The 18,525-nt window shown below is 69.7% G+C and carries 10 protein-coding genes; 2 read left to right on the top strand and 8 right to left on the bottom strand.

Annotation, left to right across the window (positions count from 1 at the left end; genetic code table 11):
* Positions 1-43: 43 nt before the first annotated feature.
* From BQ8008_RS07405 to glgX, 8 genes are all read right to left on the bottom strand, one after another.
* Positions 44-2,410, bottom strand: a complete 2,367-nt coding sequence (locus BQ8008_RS07405; RefSeq protein ID WP_108833452.1) for a glycogen/starch/alpha-glucan phosphorylase — start codon at positions 2,408-2,410, stop codon at positions 44-46.
* A 432-nt stretch (positions 2,411-2,842) separates the two neighbouring features.
* Complete coding sequence (gene glgB / locus BQ8008_RS07400; protein WP_199907955.1) at positions 2,843-5,077, bottom strand: 1,4-alpha-glucan branching protein GlgB; 2,235 nt, start codon at positions 5,075-5,077, stop codon at positions 2,843-2,845.
* An 88-nt stretch (positions 5,078-5,165) separates the two neighbouring features.
* Positions 5,166-6,779, bottom strand: coding sequence for a phosphotransferase (locus BQ8008_RS07395; protein ID WP_108833451.1), 1,614 nt, complete (start codon positions 6,777-6,779; stop codon positions 5,166-5,168).
* Complete coding sequence (gene treS / locus BQ8008_RS07390) at positions 6,779-8,719, bottom strand: maltose alpha-D-glucosyltransferase (protein ID WP_108833450.1); 1,941 nt, start codon at positions 8,717-8,719, stop codon at positions 6,779-6,781. The genes BQ8008_RS07395 and treS overlap by 1 nt, the downstream gene beginning before the upstream one ends.
* On the bottom strand, positions 8,716-10,890 hold the full coding sequence (locus BQ8008_RS07385; RefSeq protein ID WP_325048128.1) for an alpha-1,4-glucan--maltose-1-phosphate maltosyltransferase: 2,175 nt from the start codon (positions 10,888-10,890) through the stop codon (positions 8,716-8,718). The genes treS and BQ8008_RS07385 overlap by 4 nt, the downstream gene beginning before the upstream one ends.
* A 143-nt stretch (positions 10,891-11,033) precedes the next feature.
* Positions 11,034-12,146, bottom strand: a complete 1,113-nt coding sequence (gene trpS / locus BQ8008_RS07380) for a tryptophan--tRNA ligase (protein ID WP_108833449.1) — start codon at positions 12,144-12,146, stop codon at positions 11,034-11,036.
* A gap of 59 nt (positions 12,147-12,205) precedes the next feature.
* Positions 12,206-13,933, bottom strand: coding sequence for an alpha/beta hydrolase (locus BQ8008_RS07375; protein WP_108833448.1), 1,728 nt, complete (start codon positions 13,931-13,933; stop codon positions 12,206-12,208).
* A gap of 29 nt (positions 13,934-13,962) precedes the next feature.
* Complete coding sequence (glgX, locus tag BQ8008_RS07370) at positions 13,963-16,380, bottom strand: glycogen debranching protein GlgX (protein ID WP_108833447.1); 2,418 nt, start codon at positions 16,378-16,380, stop codon at positions 13,963-13,965.
* Positions 16,381-16,583: 203 nt separating this feature from the next.
* Here glgX and BQ8008_RS07365 point away from each other — a divergent pair, with 203 nt between their 5' ends.
* Positions 16,584-17,342 (top strand): electron transfer flavoprotein subunit beta/FixA family protein, encoded by a 759-nt coding sequence (locus BQ8008_RS07365; protein WP_108833446.1) that lies wholly within the window; start codon positions 16,584-16,586, stop codon positions 17,340-17,342.
* A 112-nt stretch (positions 17,343-17,454) separates the two neighbouring features.
* A complete protein-coding gene (locus BQ8008_RS07360; RefSeq protein WP_108833445.1) occupies positions 17,455-18,453 on the top strand; it encodes an electron transfer flavoprotein subunit alpha/FixB family protein in 999 nt (332 codons plus the stop codon).
* The last annotated feature ends 72 nt before the right edge of the window (positions 18,454-18,525 follow it).

The following is an 18,525-nucleotide window of genomic DNA, read 5'->3' as shown; positions in this document are numbered from 1 at the left end:
CCCCTCACCGCGATGGTGAGGGGCGCTCGCTCACACCTTCAGATCAGGCGATCGGCTCGGGGCCGATCTTCCAGACCTCGCGGGCGTAGTCGCTGATGGTGCGGTCGGAGGAGAAGCGGCCGGAGCGGGTGATGTTCACCCAGGCCTTGCGCTGCCAGGCGCGGGTGTCGGCGTAGTCGGCGGCCATGGCGTCCTTGGTCTCGCGGTAGGCGGCGAAGTCGCCCAGGACGTAGTAGACGTCGGCCGGCTCGTAGGAGGGTTCCAGGAGGCTGCGGCGCAGGTCGGCGAACCAGCCCGAGCCGTTGTCGTCGAGAGTGCCGTCGGTGAAGGCGTCCAGGACACGCTTGAGGCCGGGGACGTTCTCGTAGTGCCACACCGGGTTGTAGCTCTCGCGCAGGGAGGGCAGCTCGTCCTCGGTGGCGCCGAAGATGTAGGCGTTGTCATCACCCACGACCTCGAGGATCTCCACGTTGGCGCCGTCGAGCGTGCCCAGGGTCAGGGCGCCGTTCATCATGAACTTCATGTTGGAGGTACCCGAGGCCTCCTTGCCGGCCATCGAGATCTGCTCGGAGATGTCTGCCGCCGGGATGATGTGCTCGGCGGGGGAGACGTTGTAGTTGTGGACGAAGACGACCTTGATGGTCTGGGAGACGACCGGGTCGTTGTTGACCAGCTCGGCGATGGCGTTGACGAGCTTGATGACGCCCTTGGCCCGGATGTAGCCGGGAGCCGCCTTCGCCCCGAAGATGAAGACCCGCTTGGGGACTTCCAGGTTCGGGTCCTGCTTCATGCGGAAGTAGAGGTCCAGGATGTAGATGGCGTTGAGCAGCTGACGCTTGTACTCGTGAAGGCGCTTGATCTGGACGTCGAAGATGGCCTCCGGGTCGATCTCGACACCCTCGCGCCGGGCGATCCAGGCGGCGAAGTCGACCTTGTTGGCGTGCTTGACCTCGGCCAGGCGGTCGTAGACGGTCTCATCGACGGTGTCGGTGTAGTCCCCCAGGACCGAGAGGTCCTTGACCCAGGCGTCCGAGCCGGTGACCTCGTCCAGGAGCGCCGACAGCCGCGGGTTGCACTGGCGCAGCCAGCGGCGGGGGGTCACACCGTTGGTCTTGTTGTTGAATCGCTCGGGCCAGATCGCGTGCCACTCGCCCAGGGTCTTGCGCTTGATGATCTCGGTGTGCAGCGCGGCCACACCGTTGATGGAGTAGGAGGCGTAGCAGGCGATCCATGCCATGCGCACCTTGTCGCCGGAGACGGGGGCCATGTAGTCGATCGTGCCCTGGTCCAGGCCGCGCTCGGCCATCTCGATGCGGAAGCGGCGGTCGATCTCGCGGACGATCTCGGTGATACGCGGGAAGAGGCGGTCGAAGATGGAGATCTCCCAGGTCTCCAGGGCCTCGGCCAGCACCGTGTGGTTGGTGTAGGCGAAGGTCCTGGTGACCACGTCCCAGGCGGCCTCCCAGCCCAGGTGGTGCTCGTCCATGAGGATGCGCATGAGCTCGGGGATGGCGAGCACCGGGTGGGTGTCATTGAGCTGGATGGCGTTGTAGTCGGCGAAGCCGGACAGGTCCTCGCCGTGGTGCTTCACGTAGTTCTCAACGATCTGCTGGAGGGAGGCCGAGCAGAAGAAGTACTGCTGGCGCACCCGCAGGACCTTGCCCTCGTAGGTGGTGTCGTTGGGGTAGAGGACACGGGAGATGTCCGAGGCGCGCTCTCGCTCGACGATGGCCTCGGTGAAGCGCTGGGAGTTGAAGGCGTCGTAGTCGAACTCCTCGAGCGGCTCCGCCTTCCACAGACGCAGGTTGCCCACGTTCTTGGTGCCGTAGCCGGTGATGGGCATGTCGTAGGGGATGGCGCGTACGGTCATGTCCCGGTAGCGCACCAGGCGCTGGGCCTCCTCGTGGCGGATGACGAAGGGGTAGCCCTCCTCCATCCAGGGGTCGGGGTGCTCGGTCTGGAAGCCGTCCTCGAAGACCTGCTTGAACAGGCCGTAGCGGTAGAGGATGCCGAAACCGTTGACCGGCAGGTCCAGGGTGGCACAGGAGTCCAGGAAGCAGGCGGCCAGGCGGCCCAGCCCGCCGTTGCCCAGGGCGGCGTCGGGCTCCTGCTCCAAGACATCGGTGAGGCTGACGCCGAAGGAGCCGACGGCCTCGCGAGCCTCGTCGACCATGCCCAGGTTGGACAGGTTGTTGAGCAATGCGCGGCCCATGAGGAACTCGGCGGAGAAGTAGTGCTCCTGGCGTCCGGCGCTGTACTTCTGCTCGGTGGCGTACCAGTCGTCCGCGATGGTGTCGACGACTGCGGCGGACAGGCCCTGCCAGACCTCCATGAGCGTGGCTGCGGTGGCGGGTCGACCGGATACGGCGCGCACCTGTGAGGGGGCGCTCGTGACCAGGTTCTGTGTCATTCTTCTTCCCTTGTCAGGCTTCGTGGTCGCCGACTGCAAGGAGGTTGCAGTGGACTGAAAAAGCGTACATCGACGAGAGCCGGGCCGCCCAGCCTGTATGGGGACACAGGGCAACGGTGGCCGCGCCCCAGTGCGAGACAGGCTCAGACTACCGGTTCATAGACCGTAGTGCCGGGTGGTGCTCAAGGTTGTGATCACCTCGGTGCTCGTCTCCGCCCTGGGGCTCGACACCGTCGCCGCCGTGCCCCGATCACAAGGGAACTCGTCACGACGGCGTATGTCAGACCGAGCTATCCGGATCAGGTCCGGGAGAACATGGTCGGACGACGCAGCGGGGGTGGGAGAGTCCTCATGTCTCCCACCCCCGCCGGGGCTCGCCGCCTCAGGCGGGCACAGCCGGGCAGCGCGCCCGTATCAGCCCGTCAGTCCCTATCAGTCCCGGGCGGGGCGCAGGAAGACCGCACCCATCGGGGGGACCCGCAGCCGCACCGAGGCCGGGCGCCCGTTCCAGGGCAGGTCCTCGGCCTCGACCTGACCCAGGTTGCCCACGCCGGATCCACCGTACTCCTCGGAGTCGGTGTTGAGGACCTCCTCCCAGTCCCCGGAGAAGGGCAGGCCCACCCGGTAGCCCTCGTGCGGGGTCCCGGCGAAGTTAATGATGCAGACCATGAGGTCGGCCCTGCCGTCGGCGTCGGTTCCCTTGCGCAGGTAGGACAGGACGTTGTGGTCGCCGTCGCCGGCCTCGATCCACTCGAAGCCCCGGTGGGAGAAGTCCTCCGACCACAGGGCCGGCGACTTCCGGTAGAGCTGGTTGAGGTCGCTGACCAGGGCGAGCAGGCCCTGGTGGCCCGGGTCGTCCAGGATCCACCAGTCCAGGGAGCTGTCCGCGTTCCACTCGGTTCCCTGCCCGAACTCCTGGCCCATGAACAGCAGCTGCTTGCCGGGGTGGGACCACTGGTAGGCGTACAGGGCTCGCAGACCCGCCAGCTCCTGCCAGGGGTCTCCGGGCATCTTGGACAGCAGGGAGCCCTTGCCGTGGACGACCTCGTCGTGGCTCAGGGGCAGGATGAACTGCTCGGAGAAGGCGTAGACGAGGGAGAAGGTCAGCTCACCGTGGTGGTAGCGGCGGTTGACCGGGTCCTCGGAGAGATAGCGCAGGGTGTCGTTCATCCACCCCATGTTCCACTTCAGGCCGAAGCCCAGGCCCCCGTACTCGGTGGGGGCGGTCACGCCGGGCCAGGCCGTGGACTCCTCAGCGGCCATGATGATGCCGGGGTTCTTGCGGTAGGCGGTGGCGGTGGCCTCCTGCAGGAAGCTGATGGCCTCCAGGTGCTCGCGGCCGCCGAACTGGTTGGGGTGCCACTGGCCGTCCTGGCGCGAGTAGTCCAGGTAGAGCATGGAGGCCACGGCGTCGACGCGCAGGCCGTCGGCGTGGAACTCCTGGAGCCAGTACAGGGCGTTGGCGACCAGGAAGTTGCGCACCTCGTTGCGTCCGAAGTTGAACACGTAGGTGCCCCAGTCCGGGTGCTCGCCGCGCTGCGGGTCGGGGTCCTCGTAGAGCGGAGTGCCGTCGAAGCGGGCCAGGGCCCACTCGTCCTTGGGGAAGTGCGCGGGCACCCAGTCCAGGATGACACCGATGCCGGCCTGGTGGAGCTGGTCCACCAGGTAACGGAAGTCGTCCGGGGTGCCGAAGCGCGAGGTGGGCGCGTAGTAGCTGGTGACCTGGTATCCCCAGGAGCCCCCGAAGGGGTGCTCGGCCACGGGCAGGAACTCGACGTGGGTGAAGCCGGCCTCCTTGACATAGGGGACCAGCTCGTCGGCCAGACCGCGGAAGCCCAGTCCCTGGCGCCACGAGCCGACGTGGACCTCGTAGATGCTCATCGGGCCGTTGTGGGGGTCGGTGGTGGCGCGCTTGGCCATCCACTCCTGGTCCCCCCACTCGTGGAACTGGTCGGTCACCACCGAGGCGGTGGCCGGAGGGACCTCGGTGGCGCGGGCCATCGGGTCGGCCTTCTGGTGCCAGGAGCCGTCGGCGAAGCAGATCTCGAACTTGTAGCGCGCACCCACGCCGACGCCGGGGACGAAGAGCTCCCACACGCCCGAGGCGCCCAACGAGCGCATCGCGGTGGCGGTGCCGTCCCAGTAGTTGAAGTCGCCGACGACGCGCACGGCACGGGCGTTGGGGGCCCACACCGCGAAGGCGGTTCCCTCGACCTCGCCCATGGGGCCGTCGTAGTGCTTGACGTGGGCTCCCAGGACCTCCCACAGCTCCTCGTGGCGGCCCTCGGAGATGAGGTAGGTGTCCATCTCGCCCAGGGTCGGCATGTAGCGGTAGGGGTCGTCGACGGTGGTGGTCTCGTCGCCGTAGGTGACCTTGATGCGGTAGTCGGGGACCTCCTGGCCCGGCAGGACCGCGACCCACACGCCGTCCTGCTCATGGGCAGCCGGGAAGGTGCCGTCCTTGGTGACGACGACGACGTTGTCGGCCAGGTGGCGGACGGTGCGGACGGTGACGCCGTCCTCGCCCACGTGGGCCCCCAGGACCTCGTGCGGGTCGTGGTAGCGCGCGTAAGCGACGTCGGCCAGAACCCAGGGGTCCACGGGGGCGGGGGCGAGGTCGGCCGGGGCTGCGGGACTGGGGTCGTTCTCAGGTGTGTTGGCGCTCATACAGCAACTCTTCCATGCGTCGGTGATTAGTGGGTGCTTTTGGACGTCGAACCGTTGGGGATGATGGGGACAAGAGATCTCTCCGTGCTCAGCCCTCCGTGGAGTCGTTCAGGACCGACTCGATCCCTGCCACGGGGATGCTCAGCCAGTCGGGACGATTGCGGGCCTCGTAGACCGCCTCGTACAGCGCCTTGTCGAGCTCCAGGCAGGTCAGGACCGTGCGGCGCGAGTCGGTGTCCCGTCCCTCGGCCGGTGCGGCGGTCTCGGGGGCGGGCTCTTGACGCGCCTGGCGGTAGCCGTCCTCGAAGGCGGAGCGCACGGCGGGGAGCCAATCGGGGTGGGGTGCCTTGCCCACGGCGGCGGCGTAGTCGAAGGAGCGCAGCATGCCGGCCACGTCCCGGGCCGGCAGGTCGGGGTCGGAGCGCTGGGCCAGGGGGCGCAGGGGCTCGCCCTCGAAGTCCAGGACGTACCAGCGCTGCTGGCCGCCGATCTCGTGAAGCACCTGCCCCAGGTGGTAGTCGCCGTGGATGCGGGTGGCCGGCTCCAGGGCCTCGAGCGCCTCGAGCCGCTCCATGGTCTGCTCCACCTTGAGCTCCAGGGCCCGGATGTGCCCGGAGAGCTCGGGCACCTCCTCCAGCGCCCACCGGGCGCGCTTGCGCAGGGAGGCGGCGAGCTCGGTCGGCGTTGGCGGCCGGCTCGTGCCCAGGGAGGCGGCCAGGTGGTGGTGCATCTGCGCGGTCGTGCGTCCCAGATCCCGGGCCAGCTCCACGGCGCGGGCCCGCACCGGTCCGTCGACGTCGTCGGTGGAGGCCAGTGAGCAGAACAGCTCGAAGCCGTCGTCGGCGCGGGGGACGAAGCTGCAGGCCACGGCCGAGTCGGTGGACTCCTCCAGGGCGGGCTGGCCGCAGCCGCCCATGCGCGTCCAGGTCATGGTGGACCAGGCCACCGGCGTGGGCACCCGGTCCCAGCCGCTGCGGGCCAGGGCCACCGACAGCTCCACGTCGGGATTGCGCCCGTGCTCCAGGACCCGCAGGAGCTTGACGATGAGGTCACCGGTGGCGGCGTCCTGCTCCCCAAGAGCCTCGGCGGGGTCGGAAGGGGCCGGCAGGATGACGGAGGTGTTGGACTGCTCCCCGGTGGTCACCCGCAGCCTCGGCGCCCGCTGGGCGATGGCCAGGGCTCCGGCCTCGTCCAGGACGGTGCCCGCCTTCAGCGTGCTCAGGGCCCAGGCCCGCCAGAAGGCCGGGTGGTGGGCGCCGTCGACGAGCGCCACCTGCGTGGGTGACCCCTGAGAGCCGGTGGTCACCAGCAGGCCGTGGTTGCCGGGTGCCTCACCGGGGGTGGCGAAGGAGTCGAGCGCCTCGGCGGCCTCCAGGACCACCGGTACGTGCAGCAGCACGGCGCTCCGGGCGCGCCCACTGTGCCCGGTGTGCTCACCGTGCCCGCTGTCGCCCCGCGGTGCGGCTATGACAAGGTCTCGCACCCCCTCCTCCGGCTCCCAGGTTGCGATCACGCGCAGGGAGCCCAGGGGCGGTGCGGCGTCCCCCTTGAGTGGGAACCAGCGGCGCTCAAGCATCCACGGGCCCAGGGCCGCCAGGATCTCGGCATTGGTGGGCCAGGTCGACGGGGCCTGGGCGCTGCGCAGGGAGTGTGCCGGCACGGTGGCGGGCTGCGGTGCGGCGGAGATCGGTTCGTTTGGCATCAGACTTCCTCGGTCGGGTGGTTGTCGTGGTCGCCCTGGGGGGCGTCGTCGGGCTCAGTCCGGTCAACGGACAGCCAGTAGTATCCGCGCGCTCCCAGCGTCAGGGTGAGGCGGCCGCGCTCGTCAACGGGCGGGAAGGCGCAGCCCCCGAACAGATCCGTGGTGCCCCTGCCCGCCAGCTCAGGAACCTCGATCGTCACCGACCGGGGGGTGGCCGAGAGGTTGGAGACGCACAGAAGGGTCTCTGCCCCCTCCACCGGCGCCTCGTCGCAGCGCGTGTGCGCCAGGACGGCGTCATCGCTGGTGGGGCGTAGGAGGAAGTTCCCGCGACCCAGCACGGGATGGGCGCGGCGCAGGTGCAGGATCCGCCGGGTGAACTGCAGCAGCGAGTCGGGCCGGGCCATCTCAGTGGCCACCGTCAGGTGCGCGTAGCCGGGGGCCTGGATGAGCGGAAGCGTCAGGGCGCCCGGGTCGACCACTGAGGAGAAGCCCATGTTGGGGGAGTCGTCCCACTGCATGGGGGTGCGCACGGCGTCGCGGTCCTCCAGCCAGATGTTCTCGCCCATGCCGATCTCGTCGCCGTAGTAGAGACAGGGACTTCCCGGCAGCGACAGGAGCAGGGCGTAGGCCAGCTCCACCTCGGCGCGCGAGGCGTCTAGGAGTGGGGCCAGGCGGCGCCGGATCCCGATGTTGGCGCGCATGCGCTCCTCGGGGGCGTACCAGGCGTACATCTGGTCGCGCTCGGCGTCGGTGACCATCTCCAGGGTCAGCTCATCGTGATTGCGCAGGAAGGTCCCCCACTGCCCGTGGGCGGGGATGTCGGGGGTCCTCTCCAGCACCCAGCGGATGGCCTCGGCCGAGCCCTGCCGCAGTGCGTAGAAGATGCGCGGCATGACCGGGAAGTGGAAGCACATGGTGCACTCGGGCGCCTCCTCGGTGCCGAAGTACTCCACGACGTCCTCGGGCCACTGGTTGGCCTCGGCCAGCGTGATGGTCCCGGGGAACTCCCGGTCGAGCATCTCGCGGATGCCCGCGATGATCTCATGGGTGCCGGGCAGGTTCTCGCAGTTGGTGCCCTCCGACTCGGTCAGGTAGGGGACGGCGTCGAGGCGGAAGCCGTCCACCCCGGTGCGCGCCCAGAAGCGGATGACGTCGTGGATCGCCTCGATGACCGCCGGGTTGCGGTAGTTGAGGTCGGGCTGGTGGGAGAAGAAGCGGTGCCAGTAGAACTGGCCGCGCTCGACGTCGTAGGCCCAGTTGGACTCCTCGGTGTCCACGAAGATGATGCGGGCGTCGTCGTAGCCGGAGTCGTCGTCGGCCCACACGTAGAAGTCCCCGTAGGGGCCCTCGGGGTCCGAGCGGGAGGCCTGGAACCAGGGATGGGCGTCCGAGGTGTGGTTGACGACCATATCGACGACGATCCGGATCCCGCGCTGATGGGCCTGGTGGACCAGCTCGCGGAAGTCCTCCATCGTCCCGTAGCGCGGATCGATGGCCGTGTAGTCGGAGATGTCGTAGCCGCCGTCGCGGATGGGCGAGGGATAGAAGGGCGGGATCCACACGCAGTCCACACCCAGCCACGCCAGGTAGTCCAGACGGGAGATGAGCCCGCGCAGGTCACCGATCCCGTCGCCGTCGGAGTCGGCGAAGGAGCGCAGCAGCGCCTCGTAGAAGACGGCCGTGCGGAACCACTCGGGGTCCGCGCTGATGCCGGGGCGGGCCTGGGCGGGCAGGACCGGAACTCCGGGGATCGGCGGCGCGACCGTCATCGGCATGGGGATCCCGCCGCTGGGCGTGGGTATCGCCGCCATCTGGGCTGCCACCGGGGCCGTCGCCGGGGCTGGCTGAGCGAAGGGGCCGGGCTGGCCCGGCTGCATGGGCGTGACGGCGGGCGCCGCAGCCGGAACCTCGCTGCCGGTGGGCATCGGGTCCGTGCTCATAGCGGCTCCACGGAGAAGACGTGGGCGACCTGCCCGGAGAAGGGATCAAGACGCACGTAGTTCTGCCCCGACCACTCGTAGGAGTCCCCGGTGAGCACGTCGGTCACCCGCACGACCGGGCGTGAGGCGTCGACCCAGCCGGGCAGGCCCAGGGCCTCCAGGTTGAGGTAGACTTCGCCGGCCCGGGCCCCGTGCGGGTCGAGGTTGACGACGGTCAGGACGACGTCGTCCTTGCCCGTGGGGCTGTGGAAGGCGTCCACCCGCTTGGAGTAGGCGATGATCTGGTTGTCGCTGGTGGGGTGGAAGTAGATGTCCCGCAGCTGACGCAGGGCCGGGTGGGCGGCCCGGGTGGCGTTGAGACGGGTGAGCAGGTCCTCGATGCCGTTGCGGCGCGCGGCGGCGAAGTCGCGTGGCTTGTACTCGTACTTCTCGTTGTCGATCTGCTCCTCGTAGCCCGGGCGCGGGGTGGACTCGGCCAGCTCGTAGCCGGAGTAGATGCCCCAGGTCGGTGAGAGCGTGGCCGCCAGCACGGCGCGCAGCTTGAAGGCCGGCACCTTCCCGTTGGTCATGAAGGGCGTGAGGATGTCGTGCGTGGTGGGCCAGAAGGCGGGGCGCAGCAGGTGGGCGGTGTCCTTGCTGAGCTCCATCATGTACTCGATGAGCTCTTCCTTGGTGTTGCGCCAGGCGAAGTACGTGTAGGACTGGTGGAAGCCGATCATGCCCAGGGCGCGCATCATGGCCGGGCGGGTGAAGGCCTCGGCCAGGAACAGCACGTCCGGGGACTCGGCGTGGATCTCGGCGATGAGCCGCTGCCAGAAGACCAGGGGCTTGGTGTGGGGGTTGTCCACTCGGAAGATCGTCACCCCGTGGGAGATCCAGGTGCGCACGACCTCCAGGATGGCCTGGTAGATGCCCTCGGGGTCGTTGTCGAAGTTGAGCGGGTAGATGTCCTGGTACTTCTTGGGCGGGTTCTCCGCGTAGGCGATGGAGCCGTCGGCCAGGACCGTGAACCACTCGGGGTGCTCGGCCACCCACGGGTGGTCCGGGGAGCACTGGAGCGCCAGGTCCAGGGCCACCTCCATGCCCAGCTCGCGCGAGCGGGCCACCAGGGCGTCGAAGTCCTCGAAGGTGCCCAGGTCGGGGTGGATGGCGTCGTGGCCGCCGTCGGGCGAGCCGATGCCGTAGGGGGAGCCGGGATCCCCCGGCCGGGCCGTCAGGGTGTTGTTGCGGCCCTTGCGGTTGGTGGTGCCGATCGGGGAGATCGGCGTGAGGTAGAGGACGTCGAAGCCCATGGCCGCGATGCGGTCCAGGCGCTCGGCGGCGCTGCGCAGCGTCCCCGAGTGCCAGGTGCCGTCCTCACTGACCCCCGAGCCCAGTGAGCGCGGGAAGATCTCATACCAGGAGCCGGTCAGGGCGCGCTCGCGGTCCACCTGGAGGGGGTACTCGGCGGTGGGGGAGACGTGGTCGCGCAGCGGCAGACGCTCCAGGGCCGCCTTGACCGAGTCGGCCAGACCGGCCGCCAGGCGGTCGCTCACGGGGTTGGAGGGGTCGCGCATGATCCACACGGCGTCGTTGAGGGCCTTGACGCCCTCCTCGTCCCGGCCCTCGACGGCCACTGCCCGGTCCAGGACCCGGGCGCCCTCCTCGAGCATGAGCTCGACGTCGATGCCGGCCGGCACCTTGATGCCGGCGTCGTGGCTCCAGGTGGCGTACGGGTCCGACCAGCCCTCGACGCGGAAGCGCCAGTCCCCGGGGGCGTCCGGCGCCAGGGAGGCCTCGTAGCGGTCCAGGCCCGGGGCGATGTCGTGCATGCGGGCGCTGGGGCCGTCTGTGCCGTCGGGGCGCACCAGGACTGCAGTGGCTCCGTAGCGGTCGTGCCCCTCGCGGAAGACGGTGGCACGGATCGGGATGACCTCCCCGACGACGGCCTTGGCCGGCCAGCGCCCGTCCTCGACGACGGGGAAGACCTCGATGACCGGGATCCGGCCGATCAGCGAGTGCTGGGCCGGCTGCGGTCCGCTCGCCACGGTCGGTTCGGCCGATGCGGGCGCTGCATCCGTCACGGACGCTGACTCAGGCGCCTGGGCGGGCGCCTCGGTCGGTGCGGCAGCGGACTTGGAGGGACGGGTGGACTGCTTCTTGCCGGCCTTGGGCGTCGTGTTAGGAGTCACAGGGGCAAGACTACGGTGAGAAACGACCCGAGTCACATATCCGACCGCACGACGCCGATCGGCCCGGTACGCGCGTCGCGAACCGGGCCGATCGGGGCGGTTGAGCCGCGGGCTCAGTGTCCGTCTGCGGCTGTCAATGGCCTTCAGTAGTTCATGTGCATGGCGGTGCGGACGTCGTCGAGCGTCTTCGCAGCGACCTCGTTGGCCCGGGCGTTGCCCTGCCCCAGGACCTCCAGGAGGTAGTCCTCGTTGGCGGCCAGCTCGGCGCGACGGGCCCGGACGGGGGCGAAGAACTCGTTGACGGCCTCCGTGGTGACCTTCTTGAGCGTGCCGGCGCCGCCGTCGCCGATGCGCTCGGCGATCTCCTCGGGTGTGCCCGCCCCGCACAGGGAGGCCAGCATCAGCAGGTTGGAGACCTCCGGGCGTCCGGCGGGGTCGTAGGTGATGACGCGGTCGGAGTCCGTCTTGGCCTTCTTGAGGAGCTTGGCGGTCTCATCGGCACTCATGCCCAGCTCGATCGTGTTGCGGCGGGACTTGCTCATCTTCTCCCCGTCCAGGCCCAGCAGCATCGGGGCCTGGCTGAGCAGGGCCTCGGGACGGCGGAAGACCGGGTGGTCCTTAACGGCCCGCCCGTAGCGCTTGTCGAAGCGCTGGGCGATGAGCCGGGCCTGCTCCAGGTGGGGGAGCTGGTCCTTGCCGACGGGGACGAGGTTGGCCTGGCAGAAGAGAATGTCGGTGGCCTGGTGGACGGGGTAGGTGAGCAGCAGACCGCTCATGGCGCGCCCGTCGGTGGCCTCCAGCTCGGACTTCACCGTGGGGTTGCGGTGGAGCTCGGACTCGGTCACCAGGGACAGGAAGGGCAGCATCAGCTGGTTCTGGGCCGGGACCGCCGAGTGGGCGAAGATCGTCGAGCGCTGCGGGTCCACGCCCACGGCCAGGGCGTCGGTGACCAGGGACAGGACGCGTTCGCGGATGGGGCCGACGCCGTCGCGGTCGGTGATGACCTGGTAGTCGGCCACGAGGATCCAGGTGTCCACGCCCGCGTCCTGGATCGTCTTCCAGGAGTGCATGGTGCCGAAGTAGTGGCCCAGGTGCATGTTCCCTGTGGGACGCACCCCGGTGAACATCCGGTAGCGGCCGGGGTTGACGGCGATATCGGCCTCGATCTCTGCGGAGCGGGCGATCGATCGGGCCAGGGAGGCTTCATTGGTGGCGTTGGCCAGGGCCTCCTCGGCCGCGGTAGGGGTCTGAGTCATGCCCTCATCCTAGGGGGTGCGGTCACTAAGGCCTTGACGGTGGCGGCCTGGCCCGTGTCTCAGTCGTCGGCGGGCTGGGTGGCCAGGGCCCGCTCCAGCTCCTGGCGGGCCTGGGCGACGCGTTCGGCAGTGAATGAGCTGTTGTGGCCGACCAGGGCCAGCCCGTCCAGGATCTCGGCGCCGTAACGGTGCCCGTGCCCCGCGGGCACGTTCATCGCGCGCGGTAGATCAGCGCTCACCTGGAAGAAGGTGATGTAGGGCATCCAGCGCATGGTGGGGGAGCGGTCCTTGCCCGGCCGCTCCAGCAGCCAGTCGGGATTCTTCCGGATGAGCCGCGGCGACCACCACACCACCGGATCGCTCGCGTGCTGGATGTAGAGGATGCGCTGATCTCCCCAGGTCGAGTCGCCCGCGAAGGCGTTCATGTCCGCCTCGTCCTGGGCGAAGCGAATCGTCAGGCCCGCCGAGTAGGTGGGATCCACCTCCCGGGTGCCGGGATCGCGCCGCGTCACCAGATCACGCCACAGCCTTGAGGAGTTGGGCGGCCCCACCCATAGGACGCCGTCGACCGAGTCCAGGACGTCGGCCAGGTTGCTGAAGGCCGCCTCGCCGGCCAGGACCCCCATCGACTCCCCGTACAGCAGGAGCCGGGGACGGCCGGCCTCCGGAAGCGTCTTCCACCAGGAGACGACCGCAGTCACCAGTGCCTTGCCCGAGGCCCGAGCCTTGTCCGTATCGGCGATGAACTGCACACCCGAGGGCAGGTAGGAGTACTGGGCGGCGGCGATGGCCGTGTCGCCGTCGTACAGCACCTCCAGGGACAGGGCCGCCACCGGGTCCACCCAGCCGGTCCCCGTCGTCGGGGCGATCATGATCGCCGAGCGGGTGGCCGCCCCGGTGCGTTTGAGCTCCTCGACCACCAGCGCGGCACGTGCCTCGTCACTGCCGGCGCTCTCCAACCCTGCGTAGACGCGGATCGGCTCACTGGCAGGCCGGGAGGTCACCTCCTCAAGGCCCTGGGCGCTCAGACCCCGGCCCACAAAGCGCTTGCCATAGGCTCCCAGGGTCTCCCAGCCCACCAGCGAATTCGGAGAGCCCGAGCGCTCGGCCGCCGTCGGCCGCGGCGTCGAGGGCGGATCGGCGCTGTTGCGCACGGAGAAGGCCGACTCCGCACCCCGGATGATGACGCCCGGGATCGCCTGGTTGACCAACGCGAAAACCAGCACCAGCACCATGATCCAGGAGAACCCGGACCGCACCGGCAACGGCAGCCGCTGGGGCAGGTGACGGCGCAGCCAGGTCTCCAGACGCAGGAAGCCGCGTCCCACCATCACCAGGGCCATCCAGATGCCGAAGCCCACCGGGAACACCGTCAGGTACTGCGCCGGCGTGTAGGCGCGGGAGTCGGTCAGCGCGGCGACCTGCTGCTGCCAGTGGACCGCCCGCAGCAGGATCACATTGAGTCCCAGGACGACCGTGACGCTCAGCGCGACCTCCACACGCCGCCTCCACCGGGGCACCCAGGACGGCAGGCGCTGACCACTGGTCTCCCACAGGACCCGCACCACTGTGCTCACCCAGGTGCGCCAGTTCCACGACAGCCAGACGCCCACGAGGTAGCCGGTCGCCGCGCACAGCCCGCAGGCCACCCCCTGGAAGAGGATGTCGCGGGGGATGAGGGAGGGCGTCAGGGCCAGGACGAAGAAGACCGAGCCCAGGACCATCCCGGCAGGATCAGGGCGCAGGCGGTCCCAGGCGCATTCAACAGGAGGAGGAAGAGCCGGCATCGGGCACCAGCCTATGACTAGACCCAGCCTCAGTGAGCCGCGACCTGTCCACTGCGTTCAGCCTGGGCGCCCGCCGTCAGGCTCTCCAGGGGCTCGCCGGAGAAGTAGACCCGCAGGGACAGCGGCTCCAGCATCGTCGTGTCTCCCGGACGGTCCTGATGGCATTCCGTGAGGTCCTCGTTGGTGTGACCGGCCGGGATGCCGGCTGCAGCCTTGACCGCCTTCACCTCGCCCGAGCCATCGGTCTCGACGACGACGTCGGCCTCTATGTCCTGCGGGCTACGGCTGACGCGGCGCGCCTGGGAGAAGGGAGCCGTGTGGGGCTGGGGGACCGCCCAGGTCGAGTCCCAGGCCAGGTGCCAGTCGGTGCCGCGGCCCTCGGGCAGGACGACGTCGACCTGGTCCAGGGCGCCGTTGATGACCACGAGCATGTCGTCATCGTTCCAAGGCTGCCCCGAGCGCAGCATCTGGACCACCCGGGTGTGCGGATCGTGCCAGGAGTCCCCGTCCATCGGGACGGCGTCAACTCGGTACCAGGCCAGGTCCGGGATGATGTCGCCCTCGAGGACCTGCCCGGTGGCGAAGCGCGAGGGGCGCACCACCGGGTGGGTCTGGCGCAGGTGAATGAGGAAGCGAGTCGTGGCGACCAGGTCGCGCTGCCAGACCTCGAGGTTCCAGTCGACCCAGGAGAGCACCGAGTCCTGGCAGTAGCAGTTGTTGTTGCCCTGCTGGGTGCGGCCTATCTCGTCGCCGCCCAGCAGCATGGGGGTCCCGGCGCTCAGCAGCATCGTGGCCAGCAGGTTGCGCATGGAGCGACGGCGCAGCACCTCGATCGGCCCGCCGTTGATCCCCTCGACGACGTTGCCCTCGAAACCGTGGTTCCAGGAGCGGTTGTTGGAGGTGCCATCGCGGTTGTCCTCCTTGTTGGCCAGGTTGTGCTTGTGGTCGTAGACCACCAGGTCGCGCAGGGTGAAGCCGTCGTGTGCTGCGACGAAGTTGACCGAGCCCAGGGGGCCGCGCCCACCAGGGAACTCCCCGTGGCTGAACAGGTCCGCGCTGCCCGACAGGCGCGTGGCCAGATCGCGCAGGTCCGAGCCCAGGCGCCCCTTGGAGATCTCCGAGGCGTCGTGAAGCCAGAAGGAGCGGGTGGTGTCGCGGAAGTGATCGTTCCAGTCCTGAAAGGGCTCGGGGAACTGACCGGTGCGCCAACCGCCGGGTCCCACGTCCCACGGCTCGCTGATGAGTTTGACGGTGCTGAGCACCGGGTCGGTGGCGATTGCTGTGAGCAGCGGGTGGCGTGGCGAGAACTCCGCGGCATGACGCCCCAGCGTGGTGGCCAGGTCGAAGCGGAAGCCGTCCACACCGACCTCGGTGACCCAGTATCGCAACGAGTCCAGGACCATCCGGATCGCCCCCGTAGCACGGAAGTCCACCGTGTTGCCCGTGCCGGTGACGTCCATGTACTGCGCCGGAAGGTAGGGGGCGTGCAGGTAGTAGTCCAGGTTGTCCAGGCCGCGCAGGCTCAAGGAGGGGCCGTCGACCCCGCCCTCACAGGTGTGGTTGTAGACGACGTCGAGCACGACCTCCAGACCGGCCTCGTGGAGCATGGAGATCATGCCGCGCACCTCGTCCAGGACGGCCTGCGGGCCGGCTGCGCGCGCTGCGGCCGTGGCGTAGGCGGGCTCCGGCGCGAAGTAGCTCAGTGTGGAGTAGCCCCAGTAGTTGGTCAGCTCCCGCTTGGTCAGAAAGGGCTCGGTCACCGAGGCGTGGATCGGCAGCAGCTCGATCGTGGTGACCCCCAGGCCCTTGAGGTGCTCGACCGTCACCGAGTGGGCCAGGCCCGCATAGGTGCCGCGCAGCTCCTCGGGCACTCCGGGCAGCTTGTAGGTCAGGCCCTTGACGTGGGCCTCATAGATGATGGTGCGCTCGCGGGGCACATGCGGGCCCGGCACCACCGGAAACGTGTTCCCGGTGATGACGCCGACGACGGTGTGGCCCGCCGAGTCCAGGTGGGAGGGCTGCCACGGCTCGGCCGCGGGAACCAGGTCATCAGTGACCTCGTGGGCGTAGACGGCCGGGCCCAGATCCACCTGTCCGTCCAGGGCGCGGGCGTAGGGATCCAGCAGCAGCTTGCGGGGGTTGTAGAGCAGGCCCTCGTGGGGGTTCCAGGGCCCGTGGGCGCGGTAGCCGTAGCGCTGACCGGCGCCGATGCCGGGGACGTGGGCGCTCCAGACGCCGCGCTGAGGGCCGTGCATCCCGATCCGGGTCTCCTCCGCCACCGCGCCGTCGGCGCCCATCGTCAGCAGGCACAGGTCCATGGCCGTGGCATGCGGGGCGTGAACGGCGAAGTCCGCGCCGTCACCGGCGAGAGCGACGCCCAGTCCGTGGTTGGGAGCTGCTGGCAGCTCGGCGCGCGGTGCTGGAGCGGGCTCTGGCGTCGAAGGCATGGGTACATTGTCCTAGCGGCTGCTGGTCGCTACCACTTGAGGGGCAGTGAGGTCTCACTCGTGCGAGTGCGCCGCGTCGCGTTTACCAGTCGTGCCGATGTGACAGGGCCGGTGCCATGCCGGTGCCATCGACGCGCTGACACCGTGTCAGGGTGACTCAGCGCTCAGTGGCGAGATGCTGCTGTTATGGCAACCTTGAGCCCATGAGAATCGTGGTCTGCATCAAGCACGTTCCCGACGTGCAGTCCGAGCGCCGCCTTGAGGACGGCCGGCTCGTGCGCGGTGAGGAGGACGTCCTCAACGAGCTCGACGAGAACGCCGTCGAGGCCGCCGTCACCCTGGCCGAGGAGGCCGACGGCGAGGTCATCGCCCTGACCATGGGACCCGAGGACTCCGAGGACGGGGTGCGCCGCGCCCTCCAGATGGGAGCCGACTCCGGGATCGTCGTGGCCGACGACGCCCTGGCCGGAGCCGACGTCGTCACCACCGCCCGGGTCCTGGCTGCCGCGATCGAGCGCATCGGTGAGGTCGACCTGGTCGTGACCGGCATGGCCTCCCTGGACGCCATGACCTCCATGCTGCCCGGCGCCCTGGCCGCCGCCCTGCACCTGCCGGCCCTGACCCTGGCCAACCGGCTCGAGGTCGACGGCGGCGCCGTGACCGTCACCCGCACCGTGGGCACCGTCCGCGAGGTCGTCAGCGCCCCGCTGCCCGCCCTCGTCAGCGTCACCGACCAGGCCAACGAGCCCCGCTACCCCAACTTCGCCGCCATGCGAGCCGCGAAGAAGAAGCCCGTCGACTTCTGGGACGCCTCCGAGCTCGGCCTTGAGGTCACCGAGCCGGCCGTAAGAATCATCGACGACGAGGCCCGACCCGCCCGCGAGGCCGGCATCATCCGCACCGACGCCGGGGAGGCGGGCCGTGAGCTCGCCGCCTGGCTCGTGGAGAACAAGCTCGTCTGACGGTGAGCCGCAGCGCCCGCCCACTTTCCTCGACACCGCCCTCAGTCAGGGCGCATGAGTTGGGCGCGCTGCCCCACCCGCCTCACACCACCCGCGAAAGAAGCTGATTCCCATGCTCGATGCCCCCCTCCTCGTCCTCGTCGACCTCGAGACCACCGAGGCGGCGCCCGTCCCCACCGGCCCCAGCCTGGAGCTGCTCACCGCCGCTCGGGACCTGACCAGTGGCGGCGTCGTCGCCCTGGCCCTTCAGCCCCTGGATGATGCAGTCTCCGCGTCCCTGGCCGGCGCTGGAGCCACCCGCCTGCTGACCGCCGACCTGGGCGAGTCGGCCCACCTGCCCGCCGCCGCGGCCGACGCCGTCGTGGCGGCTGTCGGCACCGTCCAGCCCGCCGCGGTCCTGGTCGTCTCCGACTACCGCGGCAAGGAGCTGGCCGGGCGGGCCGCCGTCCTGCTCGGCTCGGCCTGCGTCTCCGACGCCACCGCCCTGGAGGCGGCCGGTGCGGGGAGCGACTCCGTACTGCGCGCCTCCAAGTTGGTCCTGTCGGGCTCCTGGTCCACTACCGTCGCCGTCGGCTCGGCCGGCGGAGCCCCGATCATCGCCGTGCGCCCCGGGATCACCGAGGTCGCCGCAGCCGACGGCGCAGCGTTGACCGCCGAGCCCCTCGAGGTGCCCGTCAGCGCCGAGGCCGCCGCCGTGCGCCTCGTCTCGCGCGAGGCCGCCTCCGTCGCCACCGGCCCGGCCCTGACCGAGGCCCGCACCGTTGTCGTGGGCGGCCGCGGCGTGGACGGCGACTTCGACCTGGTCCGCTCCCTGGCCGAGCCGCTCGACGCCGCCGTCGGCGCCACCCGCGTCGCCTGCGACGAGGGCTGGATCGAGCGCAGCGCCCAGATCGGCCAGACCGGCGAGACCATCTCCCCGCGGCTGTACATCGGCCTGGGCGTCTCCGGCGCCGTCCACCACACCAGCGGCATCCAGGGCGCCGGGACCGTCGTGGCGATCTGCGACGACTCCGAGGCCCCCATCTTCGAGATGGCCGACTTCGGCGTTGTTGGCGACGTCACCGACGTCGTGCCCCAGCTGGTCGAGGAGCTCGCCAAGTTGCGCGGCTGAGCGGCTTCTCCCATAACAATGCGGGGGTGCACCGTCTCATCGGCGGTGCACCCCCACAACGCTCACGGGGCG

Source organism: Actinomyces sp. Marseille-P3109, from assembly GCF_900323545.1.
Classification (GTDB): domain Bacteria; phylum Actinomycetota; class Actinomycetes; order Actinomycetales; family Actinomycetaceae; genus Actinomyces.
Note: the sequence above shows the minus strand (reverse complement) of the source record. Positions and strands in the feature narration are given on the sequence as shown.